The sequence below is a fragment of the Agromyces binzhouensis genome (genome assembly GCF_042672355.1).
In the GTDB taxonomy this organism is placed as follows: Bacteria; Actinomycetota; Actinomycetes; order Actinomycetales; family Microbacteriaceae; genus Agromyces; species Agromyces binzhouensis.
Genome location: NZ_JBHXVJ010000004.1, coordinates 147354 through 161429 on the forward strand (window position 1 = coordinate 147354; position 14076 = coordinate 161429).

The 14076-nt window shown below is 72.2% G+C and carries 12 protein-coding genes; 7 read left to right on the plus strand and 5 right to left on the minus strand.

All coding sequences use genetic code 11. The features are described from left to right. Positions 1 to 15: 15 nt before the first annotated feature. Complete coding sequence (locus ACFVHK_RS08530) at positions 16 to 1566, minus strand: CoA-acylating methylmalonate-semialdehyde dehydrogenase (RefSeq protein ID WP_376928435.1); 1551 nt, start codon at positions 1564 to 1566, stop codon at positions 16 to 18. A gap of 149 nt (positions 1567 to 1715) precedes the next feature. Between ACFVHK_RS08530 and ACFVHK_RS08535 the strand changes: the two genes are divergently transcribed. From ACFVHK_RS08535 to ACFVHK_RS08550, 4 genes are all read left to right on the plus strand, one after another. Beyond that, complete coding sequence (locus tag ACFVHK_RS08535) at positions 1716 to 3398, plus strand: PucR family transcriptional regulator (RefSeq protein ID WP_376928436.1); 1683 nt, start codon at positions 1716 to 1718, stop codon at positions 3396 to 3398. 113 nt (positions 3399 to 3511) lie between these two features. Further along, a complete protein-coding gene (locus tag ACFVHK_RS08540; protein WP_129234024.1) occupies positions 3512 to 3970 on the plus strand; it encodes a VOC family protein in 459 nt (152 codons plus the stop codon). Between the two features lie 10 nt (positions 3971 to 3980). Continuing rightward, a complete protein-coding gene (locus ACFVHK_RS08545) occupies positions 3981 to 4703 on the plus strand; it encodes a winged helix-turn-helix transcriptional regulator (RefSeq protein ID WP_376928437.1) in 723 nt (240 codons plus the stop codon). 202 nt (positions 4704 to 4905) lie between these two features. Beyond that, a complete protein-coding gene (locus ACFVHK_RS08550) occupies positions 4906 to 6585 on the plus strand; it encodes an alkaline phosphatase D family protein (RefSeq protein ID WP_376928438.1) in 1680 nt (559 codons plus the stop codon). Between the two features lie 30 nt (positions 6586 to 6615). Here ACFVHK_RS08550 and ACFVHK_RS08555 read toward each other — a convergent pair whose 3' ends face one another. Beyond that, positions 6616 to 7782 (minus strand): DmpA family aminopeptidase, encoded by a 1167-nt coding sequence (locus ACFVHK_RS08555; RefSeq protein ID WP_376928439.1) that lies wholly within the window; start codon positions 7780 to 7782, stop codon positions 6616 to 6618. 142 nt (positions 7783 to 7924) lie between these two features. On the opposite strand from ACFVHK_RS08555, the gene ACFVHK_RS08560 reads away from it, so the two are divergent. Beyond that, positions 7925 to 9406: an APC family permease gene (locus ACFVHK_RS08560; RefSeq protein WP_376928440.1), complete on the plus strand. Its 1482-nt coding sequence runs from the start codon at positions 7925 to 7927 to the stop codon at positions 9404 to 9406. A gap of 19 nt (positions 9407 to 9425) precedes the next feature. Then, entirely contained in the window at positions 9426 to 10019 is a 594-nt protein-coding gene (locus tag ACFVHK_RS08565) for a TetR/AcrR family transcriptional regulator (RefSeq protein ID WP_376928441.1), read from the plus strand. Between the two features lie 28 nt (positions 10020 to 10047). Here the strand turns inward: ACFVHK_RS08565 and ACFVHK_RS08570 are convergent, their stop codons facing one another. Together ACFVHK_RS08570 and ACFVHK_RS08575 are read right to left on the minus strand one after the other, a co-directional pair. Beyond that, on the minus strand, positions 10048 to 10431 hold the full coding sequence (locus tag ACFVHK_RS08570; protein WP_376928442.1) for a cupin domain-containing protein: 384 nt from the start codon (positions 10429 to 10431) through the stop codon (positions 10048 to 10050). Next, complete coding sequence (locus tag ACFVHK_RS08575) at positions 10428 to 11876, minus strand: NAD(P)/FAD-dependent oxidoreductase (protein ID WP_376928443.1); 1449 nt, start codon at positions 11874 to 11876, stop codon at positions 10428 to 10430. The genes ACFVHK_RS08570 and ACFVHK_RS08575 overlap by 4 nt, the downstream gene beginning before the upstream one ends. Before the next feature lie 173 nt (positions 11877 to 12049). Between ACFVHK_RS08575 and ACFVHK_RS08580 the strand changes: the two genes are divergently transcribed. Beyond that, the gene (locus ACFVHK_RS08580; RefSeq protein ID WP_376928444.1) at positions 12050 to 12856 is read left to right on the plus strand and encodes a glycoside hydrolase family 16 protein; all 807 of its coding nucleotides are present in this window, start codon (positions 12050 to 12052) and stop codon (positions 12854 to 12856) included. Positions 12857 to 12875: 19 nt separating this feature from the next. Here ACFVHK_RS08580 and ACFVHK_RS08585 read toward each other — a convergent pair whose 3' ends face one another. Then, complete coding sequence (locus ACFVHK_RS08585) at positions 12876 to 14012, minus strand: serine hydrolase domain-containing protein (protein ID WP_376928445.1); 1137 nt, start codon at positions 14010 to 14012, stop codon at positions 12876 to 12878. Positions 14013 to 14076 lie beyond the last annotated feature (64 nt).

The following is a 14076-nucleotide window of genomic DNA, read 5'->3' on the forward strand; positions in this document are numbered from 1 at the left end:
AAGGAGAGGAGAGGGTCAGTGGTTCTGGGGGAAGCCGAGGTTGATGCCGCCGTGGGTGGCGGGGTCGAGCCAGCGGCTGGTGACGGCCTTCTCGCGGGTGAAGAAGTCGAAGCCGTGGACGCCGTAGGCCTTCGCGTCGCCGAACAGCGACTGCTTCCAGCCGCCGAAGGAGTGGTACGCGACGGGGACGGGGATCGGCACGTTGATGCCGATCATGCCGACCTGCACCTCGTTCTGGAAGCGGCGGGCGGCTCCGCCGTCGTTGGTGAAGATCGCGGTGCCGTTGCCGAACTGGCCGGAGTTGATGAGGTCGAGGCCCTCGTCGTACGAGGCGACGCGGACGACCGAGAGCACGGGCCCGAAGATCTCCTCGGTGTACGCCCGGCTCGTGGTCGGCACCTGGTCGAGCAGGGTGGGGCCGAAGAAGAAGCCGCCATCGTGGCCGTCGACGGCGAACCCGCGGCCGTCGACCACGACGCGGGCCCCGTCGGCCTCGGCGATGTCGACGTAGGAGGAGACCTTGTCGCGGTGCACGTCGGTGATGAGCGGGCCCATGTCGGGCTCGACGCCGTCGGTGCCCGCACCGTTGCCGATCCTGAGCCGGCCGATGCGCTCGGTGATCTTCTCGATCAGCTCGTCGGCGACCGGCTCGACGGCCAGCACGACCGAGATCGCCATGCAGCGCTCGCCCGCGGCGCCGTAGCCGGCGTTCACGGCCTGGTCGGCGACGAGGTCGAGGTCGGCGTCCGGGAGGACGAGCATGTGGTTCTTCGCGCCGCCGAGCGCCTGGACGCGCTTGCCGTGCTTGGACGCGGTCTCGTAGATGTACTGGGCGATCGGCGTCGAGCCGACGAACGAGATCGACTGCACGACCGGGCTGGTCAGCAGTCCGTCGACGGCGAGCTTGTCGCCCTGCAGCACGGTGAACACGCCGTCGGGCAGGCCGGCCTCCTTCCAGAGCTCGGCGAGCCAGAGCGCGGCCGACGGGTCCTTCTCGGAGGGCTTGAGCACCACCGCGTTGCCCGCGGCGATCGCGATGGGGAAGAACCACATCGGGACCATCGCGGGGAAGTTGAACGGCGAGATGACGCCGACGACGCCGAGCGGCTGCTTCAGCGAGTACACGTCGATGCCGTTGGAGGCGTTCTCGGAGAACGCGCCCTTGATCAGGTGCGGGAAGCCGGTGGCGAGCTCCACGACCTCCTGGCCGCGGAGGATCTCGCCCATCGCGTCGGAGAGGACCTTGCCGTGCTCGCGCGTGATGATCTCGGCCAGCTCGCCCTTCCGCGAGTTCAGCAGCTCGCGGAACGCGAAGAGCACGCCCTGGCGCTTGGCGATCGAGTAGCCGCTCCACGCCTCGAACCCGCGCTGCGCAGACGCGATCGCCGCGTCGATCTCGGCCTGGTCCGCGAGGCCGACCTCGGCCTGCACGGCACCCGTCGCCGGGTTGAACACGGGTGCGGTCCGCCCCGACGTGGACGCGCGCAGCGCCCCGTCGATCCAGTGTCCGAGCTGCGGCACGTCGGTGGTCGCGGCGGGCGATGAGGCGGTCTCGGTGAGGCTCATGGCAGTCCTTCGGTGGGTCGTGACGACGGATGCCTCGGCACCGCGTCGCAGGGTGGCGTGCCAGGCTCGAACCTCGGGATCGGACAGATCGACCGACGTCGTCTAAGCTGGCGTTTCCCCAGTCTTACAGAGGCAGAGAGGCCGAACCGATGCCAGAGCGTCGCGAAGACGAAGCAGATCGAACGGATCGTCCGAGCCTGGCCCCGACGGCTCAGGCCACGGATGACGCGCTGCCCACGGTCCGCGAGATCCTCGCGCTCGACGCGGTCGCGGCGGGTGTGCCGGAGGTCCTGGTCGGCGACGCGGCGCTCGACGCGCGCGTGCGCTGGGTCCACGTCTCGGACAGCGCGGGCGTGGCGCGCCTGCTCGACGGCGGCGAGCTGCTGCTCTCCACCGGGTCGGGCTGGCCGACCGAGCCCGAGGAGTTGCGAGCGTTCATCGCGGGGCTCGTCGAGGTCGGCGTCTCGGGTCTCGTGCTCGAGCTCGGCGCGCACTACCGGTACGTCCCGGCGGTCGTGCACCGGGCCGCGGCCGAGCACGGGCTGGCGCTCGCGGCGCTCCACCGCGAGGTGAAGTTCGTCGGGCTGACGCAGGCGGTGCACCGGCGGATCATCTCCGAGCAGACCGCGGCGCTGCACGCCCGCGACGAGGTGCGGGAGCGCTTCACGGCGCTCGCCCTGCGCGGAGCGCCGGCGGACTACATCGTGCAGCAGCTCGCGCAGACCCTCGCGGCGCCGGTGCTGCTCGAGAACCTCGCGCACGAGGTCGTCGCGGCCGACCTCCCGCCGGAGTCGGAGGAGGAGGTGCTCTCGGGCTGGCAACTGCGCTCGCGCGACGCGCACCGTCGGTCGACGCGCGGCTCCGCCGGCGTGCACGGCGCCGACGACTGGCTCATCGTGCCCGTCGAGGCTCGCGGCATCCGCTGGGGTCATCTCATCGCGCTGCCCGGGCCGACGCATCCGGCCGGGCGGACCAGCGTGCTCGAGCAGGGCGCGATCGCGCTCGCCCTCGGGCGCCTCGCGGACGGGGACGACGACACGTGGGGGCGCATCGGACGGCAGCGGCTCGTCGAGCACCTGCTGGGCGGCCGGTTCGCGGCGCTCGGCGGCGCGGTCGCGCGCATGGAGGCGGCCGGCCTGCCGGTGCACGGTGCCGACCTGTACGGCGTGGTCGTGACCGGGCGCGGCGCCGACGGCGATGCGGATGCCGCGGCGAGGGGGCTCGGCGGGCGGGCGCTCGACGGGCGGCCGGTCGGCGCGGGCGCCCCGGCATCCGCTCGGGTGCTGCTCGTCTCGCTCCCCGGCGGGACGCGTCTCGACGACGATGCGGCGCGCGCGTTCGCGGGGCGGCTCGCGACGCGTTCCGAGGGGGCGCCGACGGATGCCTCGGGGGTCGTGCTCTCGATCGGTGCGGCGGCCCGCGACCTCGACGGGCTGCTCGTGTCGGTGCAGGAGGCCCTCGACCTGTCGCGCACGCCCGTTCCGCGCGCGGCGCGGGGGCCGGTCGTGCGACGGTCGCAGGACCGGCCGCTGGTCCGGCTGGTGACCGCGCTCCGCGACGACCATCGGCTGCAGGAGCTCGGCGAGCGCATGCTGGCGCCGCTCATCGAGCACGACCTCGCGCGCGGCGGCGACCTGCTCGACGTGCTCGCGGCGATGCTCGCGCACCCGGGCAACCGGACGGCGGCGGCCCAGGCGAGCCATCTCTCGCGCTCGGTGTTCTACCAGCGACTGGCCCTCATCGGCGACCTGCTCGGGGCCGACCTCGACGACGGGGAGACGCTCACCGCGCTGCACCTCGCGTTGCTCGTGCGGCGGAGCGGGGTGCGCTGAGCGCCGGCTCGCACCATCCGTTACTTGCTCTTGACAAGTACACTTGCGAAGAGCAAGCTGACGGATGACGGCCGACCGGCCGGACCAGACGACCAGCCGACATGGGGGAGACCATGGCCACCAGCATCTTCGTCAACATCCCGACGTCCGACCTCGACCGCTCGAAGGCGTTCTACCAGGGCCTCGGCTACCGCATCAACCCGATGTTCTCCGACGACAACGCGGCCTGCGTCGTGCTCGACGAGAACGTCTACTTCATGGTGCTGACCAGGGAGTTCTTCCAGACGTTCACCGCCAAGCAGGTGACCGAGCCGAAGACCCACGCGCAGGCCCTCATCGCGCTCACGTGCGACTCGCGCGAGGAGGTCGACGCGGTCCTCGCGAAGGGGCTCGACGCCGGCGGAAGCGAGCCGCGACCGGCCACCGACCTGGGATTCATGTACACGCGCGACATCGAGGACCCCGACGGCAACATCCTCGAGTTCTTCTTCATGGAGCCCGCCGCCGTCGAGAAGGGTCCCGACGCGTTCCTCAGCGAGCAGGGGGCCGGCGCCGCGGCGACCGGCGCCTGACGGTTCCGTCGTGGCGGCACGCGCCCGCGGGTTCGGCCAGTACAGCGGCGTGGCCCGCGCGATCGAGCGGGTCGGGGAACGGTGGGCGCTGCTCATCGTCCGCGACCTGCTCGTCGGGCCGCGCCGGTACGGCGACCTGAAGGCGAGCCTGCCGCGGATCCCGACCAACATCCTCGCCGACCGGCTGCGCGAGCTGCAGGAGTCGGGTGTCGTCCGGCGCGTGCCGACGGTCCGGGGCGGCTACGAGCTCACGCCGCTCGGGCGCGAGCTCGAACCGGTCGTCCTCGCGCTCGAGCGCTGGGGCTGGTCGGTCCTCGGCGACCCCGGCGAGGAGGAGCGCGTGAGCCACGAGGCGCTGGCCGTCGCCCTGCGGTCCGCGTTCCGGCCCGAGGCCGCGGCGATCGAGCCGGCGACCGAGTACGTGCTGCACGTCGGGCCCGCCTCGGTCGCGGCCGTCGTCGACGGGTCGGCCCTCGAGGTCGTGCCCATCGGACCCGATGCCGTGCCGCAGCCCAGGCCGTCGGAGCCGGCGGATGCCGCAGGCGCGAGCGTCGAGTTCGCGCTCGAGCCGTCGCAGCTCCGCGACCTCATCGCGGGGCGAGCGGATGCCGCGGCCGTCCCGGTGCTCGCGGGCGACGCCGACGGGGTGGCGCGCTTCGCGCGCACCTTCCACATCGAGGCCGCCGATCCGCCGGACGACGCGGCCGGCGGGCTCGCGGCATCCGCCGCCTGACCGCGTCGGTGCCCGGTGTCGGCCCGCGACTGCGGCATCGGGGCTCCCCTCCGTGCCACCGATCCTCCCAGCACCCCCGGCGGCCCGGGAGGGGTTGACCGCCGCCGCTCGGTGCGCCCACCGCGGCATCCGTCGCCTGTCGTGTTCCTGCGTCGTCCGCAACCCCGTGACGCGGGGCGGGAAGGCGGGGTAGAACGAGGTGATGACCTCCCCGCTGATCCTCGGTCCGATGCTCCGCCACGTCGACGAGACGTCGGCGACGATCTGGGTCGAGACCGAGGGCGCCGCGACCGTGCGCGTCCGGGCCGACGGCCGCAGCTGGCAGGGGCGCACGTTCGCCGTGCACGACCACCACTACGCGCTCGTCGAGCTCGACGGGCTCGAGCCGGGGTCGGTGCTGCCCTACGAGGTGGACGTCGACGGCGAGCAGGCCTGGCCCGAGCCGGACTCGGAGCTCCCGGCATCCGTCGTCGCGACCTGGGAGCAGGGCAGGCGACTGCGCCTCGCGTACGGGTCGTGCCGCACGAGCGTGCCGCACGACCTCGAGGGCAACCTCACGCACGGCGTCGACGCGATGCGCGCGTTCGCGCTCGCGCTCGCCGCGGGCTACGCCGAACGCCCCGACCTCATGATGTTCCTCGGCGACCAGGTCTACGCCGACATCACCTCGGACGAGATGCAGGAGTTCATCCGGAACAAGCGCGACATCGACGAGGAGCCCGGCGAGGAGCTGAAGGACTACGAGGAGTACGCCCACCTGTACCGGCTCGCCTGGTCGGACCCGGCCAACCGCTGGCTGCTCTCGACCGTGCCGACCGCGATGATCTTCGACGACCACGACGTGCGCGACGACTGGAACGCCTCGCACGACTGGAAGCAGAAGATGGAGGCCACCTCCTGGTGGCACGGCCGCATCGTCGCCGGACTCGGCTCGTACTGGGTGTACCAGCACCTGGGCAACCTCACTCCGGCGGAGCGCGCCGCCGACGAACTCTGGCAGCGCATCGCCGGGCACGACGGCGACGACGAGCTCGACCTCACCGACGAGGTCGACGCGTTCGCCGACCGCGCCGACCAGGAGCCGACGAGCGTGCGCTGGAGCTACACGCGCGACTTCGACGACATCCGCCTCGTCGTCGTCGACTCCCGCGCCGCGCGGCAGCTCGACCCGGACGCCCGGGCCCTGCTCGATCCCGAGGAGCTCGACTGGTTCGACGCGCAGCTGCGAGGGGACTTCCGGCACGTGCTCATCGCGACCTCCCTCCCGTTCCTCCTCCCGATGGGGCTGCACAACGTCGAGGCGTGGGACGAGGCGATCTCGCAGGGCGCCTGGGGCCGACGGGCGGCGAGCGTGGGCGAGGTGCTCCGCCAGGCCGTCGACCTCGAGCACTGGGCGGCCTGGGAGGACACGTTCCAGAAGGTCGCGCGGATGGTTCGGGAGCTCGCCGCCGGCGAGCGCGGCGCGGCCCCGCAGAACGTGCTGTTCCTCGCGGGCGACGTGCACTACTCCTACCTCGCCCAGGTCGACCGCGACGACGTTCCGGGGTCGCGGATCCTCCAGGCGGTGTGCTCGCCCATCCGGAACCCGCTGCCGCGCGTCATGCGCTGGTTCTCGGTCGTGATGTCGTACGGCGCGGCGACGCCGATCGGCCGCCTCGCCGCGCGTTCGGCCAAGGTCCCCGATGCGCCGTTCCGCTGGCGCACCGTGAAGGGGCCGTGGTTCGCGAACAACCTCGCGATGCTCGTCGATCGCCCCGACGAGCTGAGGCTGACGTGGCACACGGGCGTCGTCGACGACGGCGACCAGCGGCATCCGCACCTCGAGCAGGTCGCCGATGTGCGGGTCCCGGCGGATCCGCGCGCGCGGGTGACCTCGGGCTGACGCGCCGAGCGTTCGCCGGTCCCGGCAGGCTCAGGCCGCCGGGTGCTCCGCCCGGCCGCCGAAGGCGGCGCGCACCTCGTCGTGGGGCAGGGCGACGTTCGCGTGCCCGTCGCGGCCGACCATGTCCCGGGCCGCGACCAGGACGTTCGCGACGGCCTCCTCGGTCGCCTGCACGACCGCCTCGAAGTAGGGGTCGATCCGGCCCCACGGCACGAAGCGCGCGGTCTCGTAGGGATCCTCGCCCGGTTCGGCGGTCGGGATGCTCGAGGTGAAGGCGCCCGCGTTGGCGGTCGAGCATGACAGGAAGATGTCGCCCGAGAAGTGGCTCCCGCTCGTCCCCGTGCGGGCGAGTCCGAGCGGCACCCGGCGGGCGAGGGCCTCGCACTGGCCCGGCAGGAGCGGGGCGTCGGTGACCACGATGCCGATGACGCTGCCCGATCCGGCGCGCACGCGGGCGCGCTGCCCGTCGCGCACGAACCATTCGATGTCCTCGTACGGGTTCGGAGCAGCCGACTCCCGGCCGAGGGGGACGCCGGCGAGCCGCAGCTCGTCGCGGGTGCCGAAGTTGGCCTGCAGGAACACGCCGACGGTGTGGGTCTCTGCGCCGAACCGCACGACGCGCGATGCCGTGCCGGACCCGCCCTTGAAGCCGTAGCAGTTCATGCCCGTGCCGCCGCCGACGTTGCCCTCGGCGAGGGGCCCGCTCGCCGCGGAGTCGATCGCGGCGATCGCGTGCTCGGGGCGCACGTGGCCGGCGTTGATCTGGTTGAGGTAGCCGTCCCACGTCTCGCCGACCACGGGGAGCATCCACTCCGCGGAGAGCTCGGGGTGCTCGCGGTCGGTCCACTCGTCGATGCCCGCGTGGACCGCGCCGACGGAGTGGCTGTTGGTGATGCCGATCGGCAGGGTGAGGGCGCCGGACTCCTCGATCCAGCTGCGCCCGGTCAGCTCGCCGTTGCCGTTGAGCGAGTGGATGCCGGCGGCGCACGGCACGCCGACGCCGTCGCGACCACGGGGGAGGATCGCGGTCACGCCCGTCCGCGCGATCGACGGGTCGCCGGGCGCGCCCTCGATGATCGTCGCGTACCCGACCTCGACGCCGGGGACGTCGGTGATCGCGTTCCATCGGCCGGGAGTGCCGTCGAACGGCACGCCGAGGTCGCGGGCGCGGGTGGGGGGCTGCGGCGTGGTGGTCATCGTCGACTCCAGTACTCGAACAATCGTTCAGATGTTTCGAGTTCCGACGATAACAGTCTTGACAGGAGCCGTCGACAGAAAGTTGAATGCATGTTCAAGTTCATTCCCCCGACCAGCGCCCAGCGCGTGAGGAGACCTTGCAATGACGCAACAGATCCCGGAGACGATGGAATCCGGCACCTCGCCGGCCCGGCAGGCCGCCGGAGCCGGCAGGCTCGCCGGTGGCCGGCTCCGCGTGTGGGACATCGTGTTCTTCGTCGTGTCCGCGGCCGCCCCGCTGACGGTGGTCGCGAGTGCCGCGCCCACCACCATGCGGCTCGGCGGCGTCGGCGCTGCGGGCGCGATCCTCATCTGCGGCGCCATCCTGGTCTTCTTCGCGGTCGGCTTCACCGCGATGTCGCGGCACGTCCGCAACACCGGAGCCTTCTACGCGTACGCCTCACGCGGGCTCGGCAAGCCCGTCGGCATCGGGACGGCCCTGGTCACGGTGTTCGCCTACATCGTCCTCTCGGTCAGCTTCTACGGGTTCCTCGGGTTCTTCGCCCAGCTGACGTTCGCCAACCTGGTCGGCCTCGACCTGCCGTGGCCGATCTGGTCGCTCATCGCCGTCGCGTGCGTCGCCTTCCTCGGCTACCGCAAGGTGGACGTCGGTGCGAAGGTGCTCGCCGTGCTCCTCACGGCGGAGGTGGGCATCCTGCTCGTGCTGTCGATCTCGGTGCTCGTGAACGGCGGCCCGGAGCCGTGGAGCGCGGCGCCGTTCGCACCCGAGGCCGTCTTCCTCGCCCCGGGCGTTGCGGCCCTGTTCGTCACGGGCTTCGGTGCGTACATCGGCTTCGAGGGCACCGCGATCTACTCGGAGGAGGCGAAGGACCCGTCGCGCACGGTCCCCATCGCGACCTACATCGCCATCGGCTTCCTCGCGGTGTTCTACGCGTTCACGTTCTGGATGATCACGGTCGCCTTCGGAATCGATGGCGTCGTCGACCTCGTGGCGAGCGACGACTTCGAGTCGACGATCTTCATCGCGGGCGAGCAGTACCTCGGCTCGTGGGCCGGCGCCGCACTCCAGGTGCTCATCGTGACGAGCTTCTTCGCGTGCCTGCTCGCCTTCCACAACGCCTCGAGCCGCTACGTCTACTCGCTGGCCCGCGAGGGACTGCTTCCCAAGCCGCTCGCCCGTACCCACGCGAAGAGCCGGTCGCCGCACGTCGCCAGCACGACGATCGCCCTCGTCGCCGTGGTCGCGATCCTCGTGGCCGCGGCGACGAACGCCGACCCGATCCTGCAGCTCGGCATCTGGTCGTACGGCGCCGGCGTGGCCGGGCTCGTGTTCGCCCAGGCCGTCGCGGCCGTCTCGGTCATCGGGTTCTTCGCCCGCGACCGGCGCGGCTACGGCCGGTTCCGCGTGGTCGTCGCTCCCGTGATCGGCGCGCTCGGACTGATCGGCGGGTTCCTGCTCATCGTGCTGAACTTCCAGTACGTGACGGGCCTCGAGCCGGGCGCGAACGCCCTGCTGATCATGCCCACCCCGGTGCTGTTCGTGGCCGGTATCGTGTGGGGACTGGTGCTGCGCCGCCGCAACCCGGCGCAGTACGCCGAACTGGCGGAGCCCAGGACGGACTGATCCCCGAGGAACCGCACACGTGAACCCGAGCACCAAGCAGGCGCAGCGCCGCGACGCACTCGTCGCGGCGCTGCGCCGCGTCGCGGGCGAGCGCGGCATCCTGCAGGCCAACGTGCGCACCGTCGCGGCCGAGGCCGAGGTCAGCGCGGGCAGCGTGCTCTACTACTTCCCGACCTTCGACGACCTCGTCGCCGCGGCGGTCGAGGGCGTGCTCGAGGAGTTCTACGAGCGCCGCCGCCGGATCGCCGAGGAGGTCGCCGATCCGCGCGAGCGACTCCGCGCGATGATCGAGGCCGGCATCCCCGACGAGATCAGCGACGACCTCCGGATCGTCTACGAGAGCATCGCGCTGCTCCCCGAACGCCCGCAGCTGCGTCCGCTGCACCGGTCGATCGTCGAGCGCCAGGTGATGCTGTACCGCACGACGCTCGAGATCGGGGCTGGCATCGGCGCCTTCCGCCCGCGCATGCCGGTCGCCGCGATCGCGCGGAACCTCGTCGCGCTCGAGGACTCGTACGACCTGTACCCGCTGCTCGGGCTCGGCCTCGACCGCGCCGAGTGCCGGCGAGCGGTGCTCGACTACGCGGCGCTGGCGCTCGACTGCGAGCTCTGACGGCGGGTCCGCCGGCCGCCGACGGCGGTCAGCGGGCGATGAAGAGCTTGCGCAGCGTCTCCGTGACGGTCCAGACCGTCGACATGCCCGCGTCGAGGCGCACGATCGACCCGGGTCGGAGCTCGATCGCCGGCAGCGCCGGCTCGACGAACTCCACCGTCGCGCGGCCGGCGATCACGAGGAACACCTCGGCCACCTCGACGTCGCGCATCGTGCCCGGCGTCATCTCCCACACGCCGAGCTCGCCCGCCCGCCCGCCGTCGGCGGGCTCGTCGAGGGGGGCGTAGCCGGTCTCGGGCGCGCCGGCGACGACCTGGTCGGCCGGGACGGGCTCGTGTGCGAGCGGCAGGGCCGCGGCATCCGTCATCGCACCCGCGGCGAGGCGCGCGAACGCGGGCTCGGACGCGCTCACGAGTCGAACCCGAGGCCGAGGGCGTCGAGGGTCTTCAGCAGCATGTTGCGTCGTCCTCCGTCGTGATCGGCGCGGTCGAGGGACCAGCGCGTGGCGTTGATGCCGAGGGATGCCGCGGGCTCCGGCGGGAACGGCAGCGGCCGCGTCTGCACCATCTTCAGTCGGGTGCGCTCGGTGTCGCGACCCGCGAGCAGGTCGAGCATGGTCTCGGCCATGAAGCGCGTCGAGGCGACGCCGAGTCCGGTGAACCCGGACGCGTAGGCGACGCGGCCGTCGCGCGCGAGCCCGGTGAACGCGGTGAACTGCGTCGACGTGTCGATCGCGCCGGCCCACTTGTGCGTGAAGCGCAGGCCCTCGAGTTGCGGGTAGGTCGTGAAGAAGTGGCTCGCGAGCTTCTCGAAGCTCTCGGGCCGGTCCTCGTAGGCGTCGCGGACGCGCCCGCCGAAGTGGTAGATCGCGTCGTAGCCGCCGTAGAGGATCCGGCCGTCGCGGGTCGGCCGCGAGTAGTGGAACTGGTTGGCCATGTCGCCGATGCCCTGGCGGTTCGCCCAGCCGATCGAGGCGCGCTGCTCATCGGAGAGCGGCTCGGTCATGAGCACGTAGTCGTAGACCGGCACGGTCATCAGGCGGTTGCGCTTGAGCAGCGACGGGAAGACGTTCGTCGCGAGCACCGCGCGCGTCGCGTCGACGCGGCCGTGCTCGGTGACGAGCTGCACCGCGCCGGTCGAGCCGGGGGTGTCGAGGCGGGTCACGGGCGAGCCCTCGAAGATCTCGACGCCGGCCTCCTCGGCGACGCGCGCGAGCTCCGCGGCGAGCTTGGCCGGGTGCAGGATGGCGCTCGTGCGCGTGTTCCAGATCGCGCCGAGGTAGGTGGGGGAGTCGACCTCCTCGCGGACCTGGTGTTCGTCGAGCAGCTTCACAGTGTCGTCGCCGCGGGACGCGGCATCCGCGGCCGCCTCGTGCAGCCACTCGACCTGGTGCGGCTCGATCGCGACGTCGAGGGCGCCGTTGCGCTCGAACTCGAAGTCCATGCCGAACTCGGCCTCGGACGCCTCGATCGCGTCGAGGTTGGCCAGGCCGAGCCGGTCGAGCTCGTCGATCTCGTCGGGCCAGCGGTTCACCCCGTTCTCGCGGCCGTGCGTGAGGCTCGCCTCGCAGAAGCCGCCGTTGCGGCCGGATGCCGCCCAGCCGATGCGCCTCGCCTCGAGGAGCACGACGTGCAGGTCGGGGTTCGCGCGCTTGGCGAGCACCGCCGTCCAGAGGCCCGTGTAGCCGCCGCCGACGACGGCGAGGTCGGCGACGATGGTGCCCGCGAGGCGCGGCCGTGCGCGCGTCGCGTCGGCGGGGAGGTCGTCGAGCCAGAACACGCTCGCCCTGGTGTCGGCGAGGCTGCGGTCGATGACGGATGCGCCGGGGCGGCGGCGTTCGAAGACGGTCGTTCCCATGGGTGGGATCACTCCAAGTCGGTCTGGTGGCATCCATCCTGCCCTATATTGCACAGTTGGACAATAGACAGGCCGTCGGGATGACGCGCAGCGATCGGACACCCTGCGCGACGTTCCACGAGGGCTGTGGATGACGGATCCTCGTGTCGGAGGCGTCGGGCAGTATCGAGCGCATGCCCGCAGTGCCGCCCGCTCCTCCCGTGCCGCCGCCCGCCCCCGACCTGCTGGAGTTCGACGCCGACCTGACCGGCCCCGAGCTCGACCTCGAGCAGTGGATCCCGCACTACCTGCCCCAGTGGTCGAGTCGAGAGCGCACGCGCGCACGGTACGACGTGGTCGACGGCGTGCTGCGGCTGCGGGTCGACGCCGACCAGCCCGCATGGTCCGTCGAGTACGACGGGTCGACCCAGGTGTCCAACCTGCAGACCGCCGTGCGGTCGGGGCCGGTCGGCTCCGGGTCGGGGCAGCATCCGTTCCGCGAGGGGCTCGCGGTCCGCGAGGCCCAGGCCGACCGCCGGCTCTTCACGCCGCACTTCGGCCGCGTCGAGATCGTCGCCGCCATCGACGGCATCGACGAGCACGCGATGGCCGCGCTCTGGATGATCGGAATCGAGGACGAGCCGGAGCGCTCCGCGGAGATCTGCGTGTTCGAGATCTTCGGTCGGGACATCGCCGACGACGGCAGCGCGCTCGTCGGCATGGGCGTGCACCCGTTCAACGACCCCGCCGTCACCGACGACTTCGAGCAGGTGCGCCTGCACGCCGACGTGCGCGAGCCGCATCGCTACGCCGTCGACTGGCGCCCGGACGAGGTGGTGTTCTCGATCGACGGCCTCGTGCGCAAGCGCGTCGCGCAGTCGCCGCAGTACCCGATGCAGCTCATGCTCAACGTCTACGCGTTCCCGCCGGAAGCGCCGGCGACGGCCGCGTATCCGGAGTCGTTCGCGGTGCACGCGGTGCGGGGGTACCGCGCGGAGTGAGCTGGGGCCGACGGGCCGTTCACTCCTTCGCGGCGCTCTGCAGCGCGCGCTCGACCTCGATGAGGGTCATGAAGCTGCGGCGCATCTCCCGGGTCGACGCGAAGTTCAGCACGATGTCGGCGTCGTGCACCGGATCGTGGAAGGCGTGCGTCGCGAGCACGCCGATGTGGCCCGTCGGGCGGGGCAGGGCGGCGAGGAAGGGCGAGAACCCGCCGAAGCGGATCTCCATCATCCCCGCGCCGTACCTGATGCCGGGACGGAAGCGGTTCCGCGGCTCGGCGAGGCGCGCGAACGTCGCCGGTGCGAGCAGGCTGCCGTCGTGCAGGCCCCTGCTGAAGGCGGCCAGGTCGTCGAGCGTGCTGACGATGCCGCCGCCCGCCCAGTCGCAGCTGAGGCTCGCGAACCCGCTCGCCTCGACGCGGCCGAGTCGGAGCGGCGCGATCCTCGGTCGTGTCGCCGCCGCGCTCGCGGCGCCGGCGGCGGTCGTTCCGTCGGACGTGATCGGCGCGCGGTCGCGGTCGGGCACCGAGTGGAAGAGCAGGGCGCTGTCGCCCATGCCGAGCGGGCGGAAGATGCGCTCGTGCAGCACCTCGTGGAACCGCCGCCCCGTGGACTCCTCGACGATGCGACCGAGGAGGACGAACCCCGTGTCGGAGTAGCGGAATCGCTCGCCGGGCCGACCGACGGGGCGCTGTCGTTCGCGGCTGAAGGCGATCAGGTCCGCCGGAGTCCACGTGCGGTCCGGCTCGGCGAGGACCAGCTCGCGCAGGCGCGGCCCAGCGGTGACCGGGCCGTCGAAGTAGTCGGCGACGCCCGCGGTGTGGGTCAGGAGGTGCTCGACGGTCGCGCCGCCGCCGGCATCCGTCGCCGGGTCCGTCACGAAGAGGCCGGCGACCTCGTCGTGGGGGAGGAGTTCGGCGACCGGCGTGTCGAACGCGAGCGCACCGCGCTCGACCAGCTGTGCGACGAGCGTCGCCGTGGCGAGCTTGCCGACGCTCGCGACGTGGAACCGCGCGTCGGCGTCGCCGAACCGGTAGTCGATGCCGAGCGCGGGCGCCCGGACGGCGACCTGGGGCGGCCCGAGCTCTCCGCGTCGCCGCGCCGCGCGGGCGAGGTGTCGATCCAGGCGTGTGGCGAACGACTCGGCGCGCGTCATCTGCGAGAATCCTCTCGTCTCGATTCGTGATATCCCGGTTCGGGATATCACGGATAGGAATATA